Below are 17,324 nucleotides of genomic sequence, written 5' to 3'. Positions count from 1 at the left end.
TCACGATAGAAGTGATCAGCATCATGGGTAGAGTTGTTGCAGCCGCCGTCTACAGCGATGGCAAGAAAGTCACGGATATCACCCTTGATGAAGGCGCGGCCTGGGCCGCCAAACCGGGTCATTTTGTATGGATCGGGCTGGAAGAGCCCACCACCCTGGAGCTGACCAACCTGCAACGCCAGTTCAACCTGCACGAACTGGCAATCGAAGATGCGATGGAAAAGCACAGCCGCCCGAAGCTCGAGACCTTCGGCGATGCGCTGTTTATCGTCACCTACTCGCCGGTGCGCGAGAACGGCAAGCTGGAGTTTATCGAAACCCATATCTTTGCCGGCAATGGCTACATCATCACCGCGCGCAACGGTCACTCGGCGTCCTACGGCTTTGTGCGTCAGCGCTGTGAGGCGCGGCCGCTGTTGCTGGAGCATGGGGAAGATTTCGTACTCTATGCGCTGCTGGATTTCGTCACCGAGAACTATCAGCCCGTGAGCGAGGCGATCCATGCCGAGATCGATGAGCTGGAGCGCAACGTGCTGTGCAGCTCGCTGAGCGAGCGCGACATCCAGAAGATCCACGGCCTGCGCCGCGATGTGCTGCGACTCAAGCGCCATGTGGCGCCGATGGTGGAGATCAGCCAGGAACTGCAGAAGCTGAGCTTCCCGTTCATCGACAAGAACATGCGCCCGTACTTCCGGGACGTGCAGATCCACGTGACGCGGCAGATGGAAGACCTTACCACCCTGCGCGATATCGCCAGCCAGACCATCGAGATCGGGGTGTTGCTGGAGGCGTCACGCCAGAGCGTGGTACAGCGCAAGTTCGCCGCCTGGGCGGCGATCCTGGCATTCCCCACGGCGGTGGCGGGGATTTATGGGATGAACTTCCAGAACATGCCCGAGCTGCAATGGCACTACGGCTACTTCGCGGTACTCGGGTTGATTGCCACCGGCTGCATCAGTCTGTGGGCCAGCTTCAAGCGGTCAGGCTGGCTTTAAGCCGACTCGGGCTTGTGCGCCACGAAGCGCATCATCCATTCCGCCACGGTCGCGCCGTGGTGGTCTCGCTCAAGGCTTGCGACGCCCTGGGTGTAGACCTTTTCCCCAAGAGTCGTCTGAAGAATTTCCAGCAGCTCGCGCGAATAGTCAGCGACAAACTCAGGGTGGCCCTGGAAGCACAGCACCTGGTCGCCGATGTGATACGCGGCGATGGGGCAGAACTCACTCGAGGCGATAACCGTGGCATTGGCCGGCAACGTGGTGACCTGGTCCTGGTGACTGATCAGCAGGGTCAGTTCGGGCACCTCGGGGCTCATCCACGGGGCCTTGGCATCGAGCGTGTAATCGTGGATGCCCATGCCCCAACCCTGGCTTGCGCGTTCGGTCTTGCCGCCGAGCAGCAATGCCAATAACTGGTGACCAAAACAAATGCCGAGCAATTTATCGCCGCGCGCGTAACGCTCCAGCACATACGTTTTGAGGGTCTGGATCCAGGGGTCGGTGCCGAAGGAATCGGCCTTGCTGCCGGTGATCAGATACGCATCAAAAGTTTCGTCATCCGGCGGGTATTCGCCTTGCACGACGTTGTATACGACGAACTCGGCAGCAATCGGCTGCCGGGAAAACAGACGCTTGAACATCTGCCCATAACCCTGGTACTGATCGATCAAGCCAGGGCGCAGGATATCGGTTTCCAGAATGCAGACGCGTAGCGACATAAAAAATACCTGACACGGCGATGGGAATAATGAACACCCAGAGCCTGCCTTGAAACATACCTGCAACGCAAGCGCAGAACTGCGCATTCACCCCGTACGCCTTTATTCACGCCCGATTGACACGGTTTCAATGGCGGATGCGTTGACTGCTTTGACCCCCTGCGCCCGGACGAACGGTAGGCACCTGGGCGAATGACCTGATTAATCGTTTTAGCTGTCTAGCCAAGGCATTGGCGCCAATATGGCGTTCTGCCTTATGCCTTTTTAATCTCTAATTAAGATTGTCTGATATGAAATGAGTCTAAGACTGCAAGAACGAGCGCTCTAAGGTTGAACTCAGTAAGAGGTTGCTGCCGGGTTTTGCTGGAGCAGCTGTAAGAAAAATGTCACGCCAGATCGCGATACTGAATTTAACGGCACGCATTTGACGCTCAGGAATAACAACAAAAGGCAGTCAGCCATGTTCAAACATTCGAAAGTACGTCAGGCGGGACTTATTCTTTTCGCCACCACATTGATTTTGATCCTGCCCAATTTAACCAAGGTTATCGGGTAACGATCCGAGCCACGAGTTCTGTGCACCCACCGCATCAGAATTACAGTTTTTGACAGCACCTGCGAGGCATTGCGCATAGCGATCCCGTTGCAGGGGCTGTCTTTTTACATGCTGATTTCCGCTATCTTGCAGGTCATCGCCACTTGAAAACGGACTCACTGTTGAAAACGATCCTTGCGCTGTTCGCCCTGCTGCTCAGCGTGCCAGCCGGCGCCGCGCAATTGACCATCGAACTGGACCACACCAGCAAGACCTGGCAGACCGCCGAGCTGCTCGAACACCCGGATGCGCAGACGGTGCACATCATTGATGACGTTTCCTACAAGCGCGACATGACATATCGCGCAGTGCCGCTGGCGGTACTGCTGCCGGGGCTTGCGCCGCAGAGTCATCTGCAGGCGGTCGCCCTGGATGGGTTTGCGGCCGAACTCAGCGCCGCGCCCCTGCTGGAAACAACCGGCGCCCGCGCCTGGCTGGCGGTGGAAGACCCGGCCCACCCCTGGCCACCCCTGACGTCAGGCAAACCTGGCGCCGGGCCTTTTTACCTGGTGTGGACCGACCCGCAGGCGGGACCGATCAGCCCGGAGCAGTGGCCGTTTCAGGTTTCCCGCATCAAACAGTTGAAGACCGTGGCCGAGCGTTTCCCGGCGTTATTGCCCGACCCGAAGCTGGCGGCGAATGATCCGATCAACCAGGGCTTTGCGCTGTTCCAGAAAAACTGCCTGGCCTGCCATCGGCTCAATGGCGCCGGGGATGCAGAGGTGGGCCCGGACCTGAATATTCCCTACAGCCCCACCGAGTATTTCAGCGGCGATTTTCTCAAGCACTATATTCGCGACCCGCAAAGCGTGCGGCACTGGCCACAGGCGAAGATGCCGGCGTTCGCCGCCAGTGTATTGCCCGACAGCGAACTGGATTTGCTGGTGGGGTATTTGAAGCACATGGCCGGGCGTAAATCCCAACCCTGAGTTTTATGCTGTGGGAACAGTGCGATTATTGCTGCTGCACAGCGATCACCGGCGTCGGCATCACCAACACCTTGGCGTGCATCTGCTCTTGCCCGCCGCCCCGGCGCATGCCACGCACCGGGCAGGCGTCGAGATAGTCCAGGCCCACCGCCAGCTTGAGGTGCCGCTCCGGCCGCGCCATCTGGTTGGTCACGTCAAAGCTGTACCACGCGCCTTCCAGCCAAGCTTCGGCCCAGGCGTGACTGGCCAGGTGCGTGCTGTCTTCGCTGTATAAATACCCCGATACATAACGCGCCGGAATCCCCAGGCTGCGCGCGCAGGCCAGGAACGCGTGGGTATGATCCTGGCACACGCCCGCCCCGCCGGCGAAGGCCTGGGCTGCGCAGGTATCGACCTCGGTGGCGCCAGGCGTGTAAACCATGGTCTGGTTGAGCGCGTGCATCAGGTCGATCAACGCGCTGCGGTCACGGCGTTGATGACAGTGCTGGTCGGCAAAGCCGCGCAGAGCCTCGTCCGGCTCGGTCAGGCGGGTGCAGCGCAGGAAAGGAAATGCCGACTGGCCCTCGTGCTCCGCTTCACGCAGCTCGTCGATATCCACCTGGCCGCGAGCACGGATAACGATTGCATCGTGGGGTTCATCCAGGGTCAGCACATGCAGAATGTTGCCGAACGGGTCCACCTGGGCGCGCACCGGGCGCGGCAGGTCGAGCTGCCAACTGATGACCTGCTGGCGCTCGCTGTCGTGGGGTGTAAGGCGCAGGTACTGGATGCTGGCGCGCACCTGGTCTTCGTAGTGGTAGGTGGTTTCGTGACTGATGGAAAGTCTCATGGGGCCTCCGTGCAGGAACCGTAAATGGCGTCGCCCAACTGGCGCACCGAGGGGATGAAGGTGGCGTGGAGGTTTCCCCGCAGGTGGTGCAAGGCAGCTCGATTCAACATGGCATCAGTCCTCCACCACCCAGGTGTCCTTGGTGCCGCCACCCTGGGACGAGTTGACCACCAGCGAGCCCTCGCGCAGCGCCACACGCGTCAAGCCGCCGGGCACCACGCGGGTTTCCTTGCCGGACAGCACGAACGGGCGCAGGTCGATATGACGCGGGGCGATGCCGTTGTCGACGAAGGTCGGGCACGTGGATAAACACAGGGTCGGCTGGGCGATATAAGCGTGGGGCTTGGCTTTGATGCGTGCGCGAAAGGCTTCGATTTCGGCGGCGCTGGATGCCGGCCCGACCAGCATGCCGTAGCCGCCGGAGCCCTGGGTTTCCTTGACCACCAGGTGCGGCAGGTTGGCCAGCACGTGGGACAATTCGTCAGGCTTGCGGCATTGAAAGGTTGGCACATTCTTCAGGATCGGTTCTTCATCCAGGTAAAAACGGATCATCTGGGTAACGAAGGGGTACACCGACTTGTCATCCGCCACGCCAGTGCCAATCGCGTTGGCCAGCACCACATTGCCACAGCGATAGGCCGCGAGCAGACCGGGCACACCGAGCATGGAATCGGGGTTGAATGCCAACGGATCGAGAAACGCGTCATCAAGGCGACGGTAGATCACATCCACGGCCTTGGGCCCGTCGGTGGTGCGCATGAACACGTGGTCATCGCGCACGAACAGGTCGGCGCCTTCCACCAGCTCAACGCCCATTTCCCTGGCCAGGAACGCGTGTTCGAAGAAGGCGCTGTTGAAGCGTCCCGGAGTCAGTACCACAACGCTGGGGTTGTCGATGGGGCTGGCGCTCTTGAGCGTGTCGAGCAGCAGGTTGGGGTAATGATCGATCGGTGCAATGCGCTGGGCGGCAAACAGTTCGGGAAACAGGCGCATCATCATCTTGCGGTCTTCGAGCATGTAGCTGACACCGCTGGGTGTACGCAGGTTGTCTTCCAGTACGTAATAAGTGCCGTCGCCATCGCGTACGAGATCAACCCCGGAGACGTGTGAATACAGGTCACGGTGCAGATTCAGACCCTGCATGGCCAGTTGGTATTGCTCGTTGGCCAGTACCTGTTCGGCGGGAATGATGCCCGCCTTGATAATGCGCTGTTCGTGATACAGGTCGGCAAGAAACAAGTTCAGCGCCTTGACCCGCTGGATGCAGCCGCGCTCGACAATCTGCCATTCACTGGCCGGAATGCTGCGGGGGATGATGTCGAAGGGAATCAGGCGTTCAGTGCCTTGCTCGTCGCCATAGAGGGTGAAGGTGATACCCGCACGGTGAAACAGCAAATCGGCTTCGCGCCGACGCTGGGCCAGCAGTTCGGGCGGGGTCAGCGCCAGCCAACGGGCGAATTCGCGGTAATGGGGGCGTACCTGCCCTGCCCCGTCGTACATTTCGTCGAAATAAGTGCGGATCATGCCGAACTCCTTGTCACCCGGACACGAGCACTATCGCAAGGCCCGTGCCAGCGGCATAAACACTTGAACATCAGTGAGTTGAATGGCCGCCGGGATCTGCCAGCACCGTCCTGGTGCACAGAATACCCAGCGCATGGCCGCCTGCTTCATCGCAAGGCGGCGTTTTACTATCAACAGCATAGTCAGACTTGATTTCACTGCGCGGCGCAAGCTGCGGATAATCGCCAACATCTGCTGAACAGGACGCGTCCTACAGTTTCAGCGCAACGATCTTCCCTTTAGGCCACCCGACTTGGGTGGCTTTTTTTTGCTTTCGAAAAACCCGCGCAGCGTTTTCCCACGGCACAAACAAAATCGGCCGACCCAAAGGTCAGCCGATACGCTGTGCTTGTGCAAACAGCTACATGGGTAACCCACGCACCTCCTGCTTGACGCCCCATCCTTCAATGATCCCGCCCAACGGCTCGACCACCGCTTCAAAGTCCTGCTCGAAGTCTCCTATGCCGTCGTAGGTGGCTGACATGATCTTGCTCAACTCCAGATACCAGGCGCCGTCATCGCGCGCGCTGACCTGGGCATTCAGGGACTCGCCGCGAAACTCACCCGCCGCCCTGCGCGCCCGTTCTTCATCCGGGAAAATCGCGTAGAACTCGATGGGGTGAAACCGTGAAAAGTCAAAACCGCCTTCTTTCATGCGGCGTAGGACGTGGGTGCTGATGTCTTCTTGATAGGCTGTGCTCATGAAACGTCCTCCTAAAACCGATGGATAGACTTTCCGTGCCTCCCGAAGCCCGCGCGCTGCTGGCGCGAGCACCACGGCAATGACTGCACCGCAGGGAAAACAAGCATGTAGCTGACAAGACCAGTACCTAGCGAATCATTCGCTGATCTCGCTTGCAGAGTAGCGCGAAGCTATCACCTCCACCAGAGGGGCTGCACTGGCAAACAGGGAATGTTCAGGCGGCGGGCGAAATGTCGAGGATCTGGATACTGTTCTGATCTTTGAGGATCTTGACCGTAGGCTCCGGCTTACGGCCCTCAAGGTCGTTGAGGTCGAGTTCGGCGGCGACCGGCACGAGTTTGTTGCGAATCATGTGCGCCGCATCTTCGAGGCTGGGCTTGTGGTCGCAGTCGAACTGCTCCACGGCCTGCACACCGTGATCGTCAACGAAGGTAATTTGCCACATTTGCATCGGTGCCTCCTCGATAAAACCCATGTGTGGGCTCACATCCATCTGGACCTTGAGGGCTCGTCAAACGTTCCACTCAAGGCCACAGGCACCTGATCGACAGCGGTTATTTCTCGGCGTGTTCCTTGAGGGCTTTCAAGGTGTTGAACGGCGCGTCCACCACGAACTTGTTGGCCAACCAGGAGGGCACGCTGCCGCCCGGCTCCGTGTGCACCTGATAGGTGACCTCGGTCTGGTTATCGCCCTTGGGTACGAGCTTCCAGAAACCCTCGACCTGCGCCACGCGCACGTAGCCTTTTTCTTCCGGCTTGTAGGTCGGCACGCCCTGCAATGTGCGCGTTATACCGCCATCGGCGTTTTTGGTGGTGGTGATGTGGGTGTAGGAATCACGGTCAGTCACCGGGAACGGTGCGTTGAACTGGGTGTAGGTCCAGGCCTCACCGCCCTTCTTGTCCACCAGCTTCTGGGATTTGCATTCGTGAATCCATGAACAGGCAGCGGCGACGTCTTCCTGCAGGGCCTGGATTTTCGCCACGGGCGCCTTGATCAGGGTGACACCGCGATAGGCCTTGTACTTGGAGCCGGCAACCTCGCTCAGGGACACTTTGATGCCGTCTTCGTCCTTGGCCACCTGCCAGTCCTCGGCCTGCGCGGTGGCCGCGAACAACACCGTGAAACCGCACAGCACAGCCATTCGTTTCAGCGAACCCATCGTTGTATTCCTTATTGTTGAAGTTCCGAGAGTAAAGCCCATCAAGCCGCCGTCATCTGTTCCCACCAGCCGATCAGCCGGATTGCATCAGCCTGGTCGGTGCCGCACACCTCCAGATCCGCCTTGAAGTCACTGCACACCGCCGGGCGCTCGGGCTTGCCGAACAGCTGGCATAGCTGTTCGACCGACAGGTGCAGGCAGCGTTCGCCCGCCGGCTTGCCCTTGGGCATTCCGGGTAATGGCGAACTGATAGAGGGGGCGATGCAGCAAGCACCACAGCCTTCACGGCATTTCATAACCGGCAGGTCCTCGACGACTCAATGGGATGGCGGAGCTAGGGTACGCCCCTGAACAACCGTTTTAAAACGGTCCAACGAGGGTTTTTCACGGAAAAGACAAGTGACTGACCAGTCCGCGACAAATGGTCGATCCAGCGCCTCACATGTGCGCAATAGTTATTGCTTGAATTCGAAATCCAGCGCCGCACCTTCAACATCACGGCGTTCTTCGTTGCGCAGTTGCAGCTTCATCTCATTGCTGAGCAAGCGGCCGTTGATCTGAAACGCGCTGTTATCGGTGGGCTTGTCGCCGAACATCGGCGGTAGCAGCGGTACGCTTTTGGGCTTGGGCATGGTACCGATAGGCTGTAAATGCCTGACCATGTCGGACGGCAGCGACAGGTCCAGTTGTGCCGGTGGCAGTTTAGTCTGGGCGACCTCACGAGCTGATCTGGATTTTTTTCTGGCCGAGGCGCGCTTTTTCTTGGCGACCGTGGCTTTCCTGGCCTCTGCCGTTTTTTTCGTGGAGGCCGCCTGTTCGGCACTTGGCGCAGACCTGGTGTCCGATACGGGCGCGGCCGCCATTAAGACGCCGACATTGCACAGCGTTAACAGGCCAATCATCCCTACAGCGCGAAAAATCGAATTCATATCGCCAACAGCATTAACGGCAGAAGGCCATATGCTCGCTTGTTGTGCGCAGCATGACAAGCGCGGCAATCACACCCGTGCAGGAATTGTCCCGGTTCTGCGCCTCAGAGACCGGCGCTGGTCTCCTGGCATAACTGGCTGGCCAGCATTCCCAGGGTCATCAGCGCCCGCTCTGCTTCGCGGTTCCATGGCGTGCCACAGTTGAGCCGAATGCAATGGTTGAACTGTTCTGTATTGCTGAAGATCAACCCGGGCGCAATGCTGATGCCCTGTTGCAGGGCGCGCACATGCAACTCCTGAGTATTGACGCGCCCCGGCAAGCTGACCCACAGGATAAAACCGCCGGTAGGCCGGGTCATCTGCGTGCCTTCAGGGAAGTACTGCTGCACTGCCAGCTGGAAAGCGCTGAGGTTCTTGCGGTATTCCTGACGGATGTAGCGCAGGTGGCGGTCATAGCCACCGTTCTCCAGGTATGCGGCGACGCCCATCTGCGTGACGCTGCACGCCGAATGGGTACTGAACATCTGCAGGCGCTGGATCTCCTGCTGATATTTACCGGCAATCATCCAGCCAATGCGCACACCGGGCGACAGCGTCTTGGAGAAGCTCGAGCAGTAAATGACCCGGTCCAGGCGGTCATAGGCTTTCAGCGCCTTGGTGCGGCCCAGTTCGAACATCAACTCGCCGTAGATATCGTCCTCGACAATCTGGATATCGAAATCCGAGGCCAGACGCAGCAGTTGCTTCTGCCGCTCTTCGGGCATGGTGCCACCCAGCGGGTTGCTCAAGCGTGTGGTCAGCACCAGCGCCTTGATCGACCATTGGTTGGCCGCCAGCTGCAGGGCTTCCAGGCTCATACCGGTGGAGGGGTCGCTGGGAATTTCGATCACTTTGAGGCCGAGCAGATCGGCCAGTTGCAGCAAGCCGTAATAGGTCGGCGACTCGGCGGCGATCAGGTCGCCGGGACGGGTCAGTACGCGCAGGGACATCTGCAACGCGTCGACGCAGCCATGGGTGATCACCACTTCGGATGGGTCAATCACCACGCCTGCATCACGCATGCGGATCGCCACCTGGCGGCGCAGCGGCTCGAAACCGGGGCTGAACATGTAGCTGAAGGCCCGTGGGCTCTGGAAGCGCGTGACCTTGGCCAACTGCTGGTGCAGTGCTCGCACCGGCAGGTAGTCGACACTCGGCACCGCGGCGCCAAGGGGAAACACGCCTTCGCGGCGCGACTCGCCCAATACCTGTTGAATGATGCTGCTGCGGGTGACCAGCCCCGGGCGTTCGACCCGTGCGATATCCGGCGTCGGCGCGGTGAGCGCGGGCGTCTGGTGCACGTAATAGCCGGACTGTGGCCGCGCCCTGATCAGCCCCTGGTCTTCCAGGTTGGCATAGGCCTGCAAGACCGTGGCGTGACTCACGTTGAGCTGGGAACTCATCTTGCGCACCGAAGGCACACGCTCCCCCGGTTGATAGACACCGCGCCGGATGTCCTCAGCCAGTTGCTGGGCGATACGTTGGTAAAGCAACAGATTGGTCATGACGCAGCACTCGATTTCACGGGCGTTTTATTTTTGTGTGGAACATACCGGCACAGTTTAGAAGTGTACGGGGACAGTTGCCACAATAGTCGAGGCCGCGCGGCAGTGACAGCAAAAACTGTAAGGGTTTAGGATAGAGCTTTCAGCTGTACCTCAAAACAAATGTGGGAGGGGGCTTGCTCCCGATAGCAGCGTGTCAGTCGTCAAAGATGTTGACTGAACCACCGCTATCGGGAGCAAGCCCCCTCCCACATTTTGACCTGCGCCAGGCGCCTAGCGAGCAGCGCCCAATTGGCCCTTCGCGTCGGAGAAGACGATTTCCACGCGGCGATTCTGCGCCCTGCCCCGCTCGGAGGCGTTGGCCTCCACCGGGTACTGGTCGCCATACCCCTCAACCTGAATGCGTTTTTCATCGATACCCAGGTCCACCAGCACATCGGCCACCGATTGTGCACGCTCGCGGGACAGCCTGAGGTTTTCCTGCTCGCCGCCGGTGTTGTCCGCATACCCCTCAATACGCACCACGCGCTTGGGGTTCAGTTGCAGGAACTGCACGATTTTCAGCACTGTGCGGTTGGCCGAGTTTTTTAGCTCCGCGTCACCGGTGTCGAACAGCACGTCCCCCAGGGTCATCACGAGGCCGCGGTCGGTCTGGGTGGCGAGGCTGGTGATCTGCTCTTCGAGCCACTTGCCCTGCTGTTGCACGCTCGACAGCTTGCTTTCGCGCAGGGCCAGTTGCAGGCGTTGGCGCTCCAGTTCCAGCTTCGCGCCGCGCTCTGCGTTGAGCCCCTGCTCGGTATGTTCCCGGGCAATCGCGCTGTAGCGACGGCTCAGGTAGGCGTAATGCTCCACATCGGCGCCGCTGCCCCAGTAGCTGGACAGGCGGTCGGCACGGGCCAGCGACTCCCCGGCGCGGATCACATCCTTGGGCGCGAAGCGCAGCACATTGGCGTCTTCCTTGACCTTCTGGAAATCGCCGGCCGCCTGCTGCAGGGCCTGCTCGCTGTTCGGATGGGTGGCACAGCCACCCAACATGGCGCCGGCCAGCAGCACGGCGCTCATCCCACGGATCAGCCGGCTCATTGGGCTTCCCCCAACTGCAATTGCTTGCGCAAGCGGGTGATGCGGGTGTTGAGCACGTTCAGTTGCTCCTGGCTCTTGCGAGTCAGCACCTGGGCTTCGGCCAGGCGGGCATCCAGTTCGGCCTGCTCGGCCTGCATGCGCGCGTCCTTGTAGGACTGGTCGGCCATGTCGGCCTCGGCCCGGGCGAATTTGTCTTCGGCCAGTTTCAATTCGGCCGACTCCTCGGCGACGGCGCCGACCGCGCTGGCTTGCTCAAGCGCTTGCCGGGTCAGGCGCAGCTGTTCATTCGGCGCGGGATCGGTTGCACATCCCGCCAGAGCGACAGCGGCGAGGGCCGCTAAAAGAGGTCGAAAAATCACTGAAAATCCCTACTGTGTTGAGGTGCCGACAGGTTGCTGCAATTGCGCCTTCCAGCGTTCCAGATTGCGCTGCAACGCAGCTTGCGCCACACCGGACGCGGGCAATTCTGTCATCTTTTTCGCCAGCTGTCCGCGCAGCCACGGATCATTGCAGGCCGAGTTGTGGGAAATCGCCAGGTACAGGCCGGGCTGATCGATGGGCACTTCGCGGGCCACCAGGTCGTTGCTCATGCCCAGGCTCTGGGCCATGGCCATGCCGGAATAGCGACTGGCGAGCACATAGTCCACCTCCCCCAACAATAGTTTCTGAAACGCCGGCGTCAGCGTGGGCAGGCGTTGCAGGTTGAGCTGCTGACTGGCGAAAGTGTCGAAATCCGCGCTCAAGCGCGCCCGTTCCGATACTGCGCCCGAGTGGCCGTGCAGGTCGGCCGCAGTGGTATACACCAGGGCGGAATCCTTACGGGTCCAGACGAGGTAGTCGAGCTGCATCAGCGGCGGGTGAATGTAGTCCAGGGTTTGCAACTCGCCGAGGTTCAACGTTGCGTCGGCGAGAATGTCCATGCGTCCGCTGCGCACTTCATCCAGGGCTGCCGCGCGTTTGCCGCCGTAGAGCAGGTCAATTTTCAGACCGAGGTCCTTGGCCACCTGCTGCAACACATCGGCGGTGGCGCCGATCAGGTGCGTGGGGTCTTGCGGGTCGCGCCAGAGCAGGGGTGGCGCGTCCGGGCTGCCGGTGATGACCAGGCGATTACATTTGCCGGCGGCGTGCGCCAGGGTCGGCAGCAGCGTGAGGCCCAGCAGTACGATCCAGGGGCGCAATTCCATGGCGAAGGTCTCCGATAGTCAAAAAAAAGCCCGGTCACAAGACCGGGCTCTTTATAAGTGAAGCGGCTGGATTAGACCAGCTTCTCCAACTCGGGTACGGCTTCGAACAAATCCGCCACCAGGCCGTAATCAGCCACCTGGAAGATCGGTGCTTCTTCGTCCTTGTTGATCGCAACGATCACTTTGGAGTCCTTCATGCCGGCCAGATGCTGGATCGCGCCGGAGATACCGACGGCGATGTACAGCTGTGGCGCAACGATCTTGCCGGTCTGGCCGACCTGCATGTCGTTGGGGACAAAACCTGCGTCGACGGCAGCGCGGGAAGCGCCGACCGCCGCGCCCAGCTTGTCGGCCAGGGCGTACAGGTGCTTGAAGTTGTCGCCGTTCTGCATGCCGCGCCCGCCGGAAACGACGATCTTGGCAGCGGTCAGCTCAGGACGATCCGACTTGGCCAGCTCTTCGCCAACAAAGCTGGAAGTACCTGCGTCGTGGGCGGCGGAGACGGCTTCAACAGTGGCCGAGCCACCTTCAGCGGCGACCGGATCGAAACCGGTGGCGCGCACGGTGATGACCTTGATCGCGGCGGTCGATTGCACGGTGGCAATGGCGTTACCGGCGTAGATCGGGCGCTTGAAGGTATCGGCGCTTTCGACCGAGATGATCTCGGAGATCTGGTCGACGTCCAACTGCGCGGCAACGCGTGGCAGGATGTTTTTGCCGTTGGAAGTGGCGGCGGCCAGGATGTGGCTGTAGCCCTTGCCCAGCTCTGCAACCAGCGGCGCAACGTTTTCCGGCAACTGATGCGCGTAGGCGGCGTTGTCGGCGTTCAGCACTTTGCTTACGCCAGCGATTTTTGCAGCGGCCTCAGCCACCGGGCCTGCGCCCTCACCGGCGACCAGCAGGTGAATATCGCCACCGATTTTAACGGCGGCGGCCACGGTGTTCAGGGTGGCCGGGGCCAGCACCTTGTTGTCGTGTTCAGCGATTACCAAGATAGTCATGTTTAGATTACCTTCGCTTCGTTTTTCAGTTTCTCGACCAGTTCAGCCACCGACTTGACCTTGATGCCCGCGCTGCGTGCAGCCGGTGCTTCAACCTTGATGGTCTTGTTGGTGGAGGCGGTGGAAACGCCCAGAGCTTCTGGCGTCAGCGACTCCAGCGGCTTCTTCTTGGCTTTCATGATGTTGGGCAGGGACGCGTAGCGCGGCTCGTTCAAACGCAGGTCGGTGGTGACGATGGCCGGCAGTTTCAGGGAAACGGTCTGCGCGCCGCCGTCGATCTCGCGGGTCACGGCCACGCTGTCGCCGCTCACTTCAACCTTGGAAGCGAAGGTGCCCTGGCCGTAACCGGTCAGCGCAGCCAGCATCTGCCCGGTCTGGTTGTTGTCGCTGTCGATGGCTTGTTTGCCGAGGATGACCAACTGTGGCTGTTCCTTGTCGACAACGGCCTTGAGCAGCTTGGCCACGGCCAGGGAGGTCAGTTCTTCAGCGGACTCGACCAGGATGGCGCGGTCGGCGCCCAGTGCCAGGGCGGTGCGCAGTTGTTCCTGGGCGGTGGTCGGGCCGATGGAAACCACGACGATTTCGGTCGCCACGCCTTTCTCTTTCAGGCGTACGGCTTCTTCCACGGCGATTTCACAGAAAGGGTTCATCGACATCTTGACGTTAGCAAGGTCGACGCCGGAATTGTCCGCCTTGACGCGAACTTTCACGTTGTAATCGACAACGCGTTTGACAGCTACAAGAACCTTCATGGATTCCTCGTTACTCTCCGGTGAAAAGAAAGTCGCCTAGGCGAACCTGGCGGTTGATGCTCATCGGCACACAAGGGCACCTCCAAAAACCTTGGCACGTGACCTTGATCACGGACAGCGATGACCGTTCGTCAGGGGTGACTGAGAGGTCATTCTTGATCGCGGCGTGTAAACTGAGCGCTCTTTAAAAAAGCGCCCATGCCCTGGCCTGCTTTTGGACGTACTCCTGAAACCTGCAGTCTGCCTACGGTAAGCGCGAAACCGACCGTATCTTGACCGGAACACCTATTCTGGTCAATACGGCAAAATAGCCAGTTATAAGCCGCGTTGCTTTGATTTACCTAGCCTGCGGGCAATTCAAACAAACGTTTGTATTGGACGCTCACAGTGGTGTAGATATACTGCGCGACCTAGAATGCGCCACCTAGAGAGAAAGGTGAGTCCTGCCATCGCCGCACGGCCGCACCGAACCTCCACCCATTAGAAAAAAGCCTGTTGAGCCTTGAGTAGGAGATAGCCTGTGGAACGCGAATACATGGAATTCGACGTGGTCATCGTCGGCGCCGGCCCTGCGGGCCTGTCCGCCGCCTGCCGCCTGAAGCAGAAGGCCGCTGACGCCGGCAAGGAAATCAGCGTCTGCGTGGTCGAGAAAGGCTCCGAAGTCGGCGCTCACATCCTCTCCGGTGCCGTGTTTGAACCTCGCGCCCTGAACGAACTGTTCCCGGACTGGAAGGCCCTCGGCGCCCCGCTCAACACGCCAGTGGTGCGCGATGACATCTATGTACTGCGCAGCCCTGACGCCTCCACCAAGGTGCCCGACTTCTTTGTGCCCAAGACCATGCACAACGAAGGCAACTACATTATCTCCCTGGGCAATCTGTGCCGCTGGCTGGCCCAGCAGGCCGAGAACCTCGGCGTGGAGGTCTACCCAGGCTTCGCCGCTCAGGAAGCGTTGTTCGACGAAAACGGCGTGGTGCGCGGGATCATTACCGGCGACCTCGGCGTCGACCGCGAAGGCAAACCCAAGGAAGGCGTGTACACCCCCGGCATGGAATTGCGCGGCAAGTACACGCTGTTCGCCGAAGGTTGCCGCGGGCATATCGGCAAGCAACTGATCCAGCGCTTCAACCTGGACAGCGACGCCGACGCCCAGCACTACGGCATCGGTCTCAAGGAAATCTGGGAGATCGATCCGGCCAAACACCAACCCGGCCTCGTGGTGCACACCGCCGGCTGGCCGCTGGATATCATGGGCACCGAGAACACCGGCGGCTCGTTCCTGTATCACCTGGAAAACAACCAGGTGGTGGTCGGCCTGATCGTCGACCTGTCATACAGCAACACCTTCCTGTCGCCGTTCGACGAGTTCCAGCGCCTCAAGCACCACCCGGTGCTGGCCCAGCACCTGGAAGGCGGCAAGCGCATCAGCTACGGCGCCCGCGCCATCTGCAAGGGCGGCCTGAATTCGCTGCCGAAAATGGTGTTCAAGGGCGGTGCGCTGATCGGTTGCGACCTCGGCACCCTGAACTTCGCCAAGATCAAAGGCAGCCATACCGCGATGAAGTCCGGCATGCTCGCCGCCGACGCCGTGGCCGACCGCCTGTTTGCCGAGTCCGAGGGCGGTGATGAACTGACCGCTTACGTCGACAGCTTCAAGTCGAGCTGGTTGTACGAAGAACTGTTCGCCAGCCGTAACTTCGGCGCGGCCGTGCACAAGTTCGGCGCCATCCTCGGCGGCGGCTTCAACTGGCTGGACCAGAACATCTTTGCCGGCAAGCTCCCCTTCACCCTGCACGACAACACGCCGGACTACGCCTGCCTGAAGCTGGCCAAGGACTGCAAGAAGATCGACTACGCCAAACCCGACGGCAAGCTGAGCTTCGACAAGCTGAGCTCGGTGTTCATCTCCGGTACCAACCATGAAGAAGAGCAGCCGTGCCACTTGAAGCTCAAGGACCCGAGCATCCCGATCGGCACCAACCTGCCGCTCTACGACGAACCGGCGCAGCGCTACTGCCCGGCCGGTGTGTATGAGGTGATCACCAAGGAAGACGGCGAAAAGCGCTTCCAGATCAACGCCCAGAACTGTGTGCACTGCAAGACCTGTGACATCAAGGACCCTTCGCAGAACATCACCTGGGTATCGCCGGAAGGCGCGGGTGGGCCGACTTACCCGAATATGTAAACCAGTTGCTTGAGAACAAGGCTCCCAGACGGGGGCCTTTTTTGCGCTCGGAAAAAGGCCAGTCGACCGAGTTGCATCAACAGAATCTAGGCAGCCCGCTCTTCGCCAGGGTTGCGCAGAAAATAGCGCTTGTACTCGCGACTGAACTGCGACGTGCTCTGATACCCCACGCTGTGCGCCGCCTGCGCCACACTCAGGCCGTCCACCAGCAGCAACTGCTGCGCCTTCAATAACCGCAGACGCTTGAGGTACTGCACCGGCGACAACAGGGTGCAACGCTTGAAGTGTTCATGAAAGGTCGATGCACTCATGTGCGCATACCCGGCCAGGGTCTCGATATTCAGCGGCTCGGCGTAATGGGCATGCAGGTGACTCAGCGAGGTGGCGATGCGCGAGAATTGCCCCTGCTGCTCGACCAGCGCGCGCAACACGTCCGCCTGCGGGCCGCGCAACGCGGTAAACAACAATTCGCGCACTCGCGCCGGGCCCAGGATGCGGCTTTCCAGCGGATCGTGCAGGCATTGCAACAGCCGCTCCACGCAACCACGCATGGCATCATCGAGCACCACTGAACTCATCGACTCAAGGGTCTGCGGCATCGGCGGCGGCCCGGCCTGCATGCCCATGGCCATCACCAGTTCGCCCAGCACCACCCGGTCGATCCCCACGGTCACGCCATACAGCGGTGCGTCGGGGGCCATGGCAAAAGTCTCGCATTCGAACGGCACCGGCATCGCCTGGATCAGGTAATGCCCGGCGCCGTATTCGAGGGTACGCGGGCCCAGGTACGCGACCTTGCTGCCCTGGGCGACGAACATCAGGCTGGGCTCATAGATCTGCGGCCCGCGTGCCACGTCGCAACTGGCGCGCAACACTTTCACGCCTGGCAGGTGAGTCGGGGAAAAACCATCGCGGGGCGTCAGCCCCTCAATCAGGGAAACCAGCGTGGCGTTGGCGTCGAGATGGCGGGTCAACAACATGGCAAAAAACTTCGCAAAAAAGGGATGAGAACATCATCGCAGGTCTGGCGGCCAATGCATCCAAACCAGGGGCACTCCCGGACGAATAGGCATAAGACCCGGAGCAATCACCATGGCCGCGCGCAGGCTCGGCGGGGAGAATGGCACGCCTCACTTGTTATTGTTTTTGCGAG

18 protein-coding genes are annotated in these 17,324 nt (G+C 60.3%); 3 read left to right on the top strand and 15 right to left on the bottom strand.

The annotated features are described in order from the left end of the window. Positions 1-23: 23 nt before the first annotated feature. Entirely contained in the window at positions 24-995 is a 972-nt protein-coding gene (locus tag ACXX81_RS04710) for a magnesium and cobalt transport protein CorA (protein ID WP_209983872.1), read from the top strand. On the opposite strand, the gene ACXX81_RS04705 is transcribed toward ACXX81_RS04710, so the two are convergent. Beyond that, positions 992-1,714, bottom strand: a complete 723-nt coding sequence (locus tag ACXX81_RS04705; protein ID WP_209983874.1) for an amidotransferase — start codon at positions 1,712-1,714, stop codon at positions 992-994. The two genes, ACXX81_RS04710 and ACXX81_RS04705, sit on opposite strands and share 4 nt — an antisense overlap. A 717-nt stretch (positions 1,715-2,431) precedes the next feature. On the opposite strand from ACXX81_RS04705, the gene ACXX81_RS04700 reads away from it, so the two are divergent. After that, positions 2,432-3,238 carry a cytochrome c gene (locus tag ACXX81_RS04700; RefSeq protein WP_458571289.1) on the top strand — a complete coding sequence of 269 codons (807 nt, stop codon included), beginning with the start codon at positions 2,432-2,434 and terminating at the stop codon, positions 3,236-3,238. A gap of 25 nt (positions 3,239-3,263) precedes the next feature. Here the strand turns inward: ACXX81_RS04700 and ACXX81_RS04695 are convergent, their stop codons facing one another. The 13 genes from ACXX81_RS04695 to ACXX81_RS04635 form a co-directional block, all read right to left on the bottom strand. Beyond that, positions 3,264-4,067, bottom strand: a complete 804-nt coding sequence (locus ACXX81_RS04695) for a transglutaminase family protein (RefSeq protein WP_209983878.1) — start codon at positions 4,065-4,067, stop codon at positions 3,264-3,266. A gap of 114 nt (positions 4,068-4,181) precedes the next feature. Further along, positions 4,182-5,591 carry a circularly permuted type 2 ATP-grasp protein gene (locus ACXX81_RS04690; RefSeq protein ID WP_209983880.1) on the bottom strand — a complete coding sequence of 470 codons (1,410 nt, stop codon included), beginning with the start codon at positions 5,589-5,591 and terminating at the stop codon, positions 4,182-4,184. Positions 5,592-5,991: 400 nt separating this feature from the next. Beyond that, positions 5,992-6,333, bottom strand: a complete 342-nt coding sequence (locus ACXX81_RS04685; protein WP_057009243.1) for a ribonuclease E inhibitor RraB — start codon at positions 6,331-6,333, stop codon at positions 5,992-5,994. 214 nt (positions 6,334-6,547) lie between these two features. Further along, positions 6,548-6,784: a hypothetical protein gene (locus ACXX81_RS04680; protein WP_209983882.1), complete on the bottom strand. Its 237-nt coding sequence runs from the start codon at positions 6,782-6,784 to the stop codon at positions 6,548-6,550. 103 nt (positions 6,785-6,887) lie between these two features. Then, positions 6,888-7,493, bottom strand: a complete 606-nt coding sequence (locus ACXX81_RS04675; RefSeq protein WP_458571288.1) for an START domain-containing protein — start codon at positions 7,491-7,493, stop codon at positions 6,888-6,890. Positions 7,494-7,534: 41 nt separating this feature from the next. After that, positions 7,535-7,789: a YkgJ family cysteine cluster protein gene (locus tag ACXX81_RS04670; RefSeq protein ID WP_209983886.1), complete on the bottom strand. Its 255-nt coding sequence runs from the start codon at positions 7,787-7,789 to the stop codon at positions 7,535-7,537. A gap of 159 nt (positions 7,790-7,948) precedes the next feature. After that, positions 7,949-8,422 (bottom strand): translation initiation factor 2, encoded by a 474-nt coding sequence (locus ACXX81_RS04665; RefSeq protein WP_209983888.1) that lies wholly within the window; start codon positions 8,420-8,422, stop codon positions 7,949-7,951. Between the two features lie 104 nt (positions 8,423-8,526). Beyond that, entirely contained in the window at positions 8,527-9,966 is a 1,440-nt protein-coding gene (locus ACXX81_RS04660; RefSeq protein ID WP_209983892.1) for an aminotransferase-like domain-containing protein, read from the bottom strand. Between the two features lie 273 nt (positions 9,967-10,239). After that, positions 10,240-11,049, bottom strand: a complete 810-nt coding sequence (locus tag ACXX81_RS04655) for an OmpA family protein (RefSeq protein WP_231421411.1) — start codon at positions 11,047-11,049, stop codon at positions 10,240-10,242. After that, entirely contained in the window at positions 11,046-11,408 is a 363-nt protein-coding gene (locus tag ACXX81_RS04650) for a DUF4398 domain-containing protein (RefSeq protein WP_209983896.1), read from the bottom strand. Before ACXX81_RS04650 ends, ACXX81_RS04655 begins: the two co-directional genes overlap by 4 nt. A gap of 9 nt (positions 11,409-11,417) precedes the next feature. Beyond that, positions 11,418-12,233: a substrate-binding periplasmic protein gene (locus ACXX81_RS04645; RefSeq protein ID WP_458571287.1), complete on the bottom strand. Its 816-nt coding sequence runs from the start codon at positions 12,231-12,233 to the stop codon at positions 11,418-11,420. Positions 12,234-12,304: 71 nt separating this feature from the next. Continuing rightward, positions 12,305-13,234, bottom strand: a complete 930-nt coding sequence (locus ACXX81_RS04640) for an electron transfer flavoprotein subunit alpha/FixB family protein (protein WP_209983900.1) — start codon at positions 13,232-13,234, stop codon at positions 12,305-12,307. 2 nt (positions 13,235-13,236) lie between these two features. Further along, complete coding sequence (locus ACXX81_RS04635; RefSeq protein ID WP_122718035.1) at positions 13,237-13,986, bottom strand: electron transfer flavoprotein subunit beta/FixA family protein; 750 nt, start codon at positions 13,984-13,986, stop codon at positions 13,237-13,239. 520 nt (positions 13,987-14,506) lie between these two features. Here ACXX81_RS04635 and ACXX81_RS04630 point away from each other — a divergent pair. Beyond that, complete coding sequence (locus ACXX81_RS04630; protein WP_458571286.1) at positions 14,507-16,171, top strand: electron transfer flavoprotein-ubiquinone oxidoreductase; 1,665 nt, start codon at positions 14,507-14,509, stop codon at positions 16,169-16,171. Between the two features lie 86 nt (positions 16,172-16,257). Here ACXX81_RS04630 and ACXX81_RS04625 read toward each other — a convergent pair whose 3' ends face one another. Next, the gene (locus tag ACXX81_RS04625; protein WP_209983904.1) at positions 16,258-17,151 is read right to left on the bottom strand and encodes an AraC family transcriptional regulator; all 894 of its coding nucleotides are present in this window, start codon (positions 17,149-17,151) and stop codon (positions 16,258-16,260) included. Between the last annotated feature and the right edge of the window lie 173 nt (positions 17,152-17,324).

It is taken from the genome of Pseudomonas sp. GNP013, from assembly GCF_054343995.1.
The sequence above is the reverse complement of the archived record's forward strand: the minus strand, read 5'-3'. Positions and strand labels throughout refer to the sequence as shown.

Excerpts from the sequence above, each read along its gene's own strand:
- ACXX81_RS04655 (WP_231421411.1), bottom strand. The coding sequence starts at position 11,049 with ATGAGCCGGCTGATCCGTGGGATGAGCGCCGTGCTGCTGGCCGGCGCC.
- ACXX81_RS04625 (WP_209983904.1), bottom strand. The coding sequence starts at position 17,151 with ATGTTGTTGACCCGCCATCTCGACGCCAACGCCACGCTGGTTTCCCTG.
- ACXX81_RS04690 (WP_209983880.1), bottom strand. The coding sequence starts at position 5,591 with ATGATCCGCACTTATTTCGACGAAATGTACGACGGGGCAGGGCAGGTA.
- ACXX81_RS04705 (WP_209983874.1), bottom strand. The coding sequence starts at position 1,714 with ATGTCGCTACGCGTCTGCATTCTGGAAACCGATATCCTGCGCCCTGGC.
- ACXX81_RS04695 (WP_209983878.1), bottom strand. The coding sequence starts at position 4,067 with ATGAGACTTTCCATCAGTCACGAAACCACCTACCACTACGAAGACCAG.
- ACXX81_RS04660 (WP_209983892.1), bottom strand. The coding sequence starts at position 9,966 with ATGACCAATCTGTTGCTTTACCAACGTATCGCCCAGCAACTGGCTGAG.
- ACXX81_RS04685 (WP_057009243.1), bottom strand. The coding sequence starts at position 6,333 with ATGAGCACAGCCTATCAAGAAGACATCAGCACCCACGTCCTACGCCGC.
- ACXX81_RS04675 (WP_458571288.1), bottom strand. The coding sequence starts at position 7,493 with ATGGGTTCGCTGAAACGAATGGCTGTGCTGTGCGGTTTCACGGTGTTG.
- ACXX81_RS04640 (WP_209983900.1), bottom strand. The coding sequence starts at position 13,234 with ATGACTATCTTGGTAATCGCTGAACACGACAACAAGGTGCTGGCCCCG.
- ACXX81_RS04645 (WP_458571287.1), bottom strand. The coding sequence starts at position 12,233 with ATGGAATTGCGCCCCTGGATCGTACTGCTGGGCCTCACGCTGCTGCCG.
- ACXX81_RS04665 (WP_209983888.1), bottom strand. The coding sequence starts at position 8,422 with ATGAATTCGATTTTTCGCGCTGTAGGGATGATTGGCCTGTTAACGCTG.
- ACXX81_RS04680 (WP_209983882.1), bottom strand. The coding sequence starts at position 6,784 with ATGCAAATGTGGCAAATTACCTTCGTTGACGATCACGGTGTGCAGGCC.
- ACXX81_RS04635 (WP_122718035.1), bottom strand. The coding sequence starts at position 13,986 with ATGAAGGTTCTTGTAGCTGTCAAACGCGTTGTCGATTACAACGTGAAA.
- ACXX81_RS04670 (WP_209983886.1), bottom strand. The coding sequence starts at position 7,789 with ATGAAATGCCGTGAAGGCTGTGGTGCTTGCTGCATCGCCCCCTCTATC.
- ACXX81_RS04710 (WP_209983872.1), top strand. The coding sequence starts at position 24 with ATGGGTAGAGTTGTTGCAGCCGCCGTCTACAGCGATGGCAAGAAAGTC.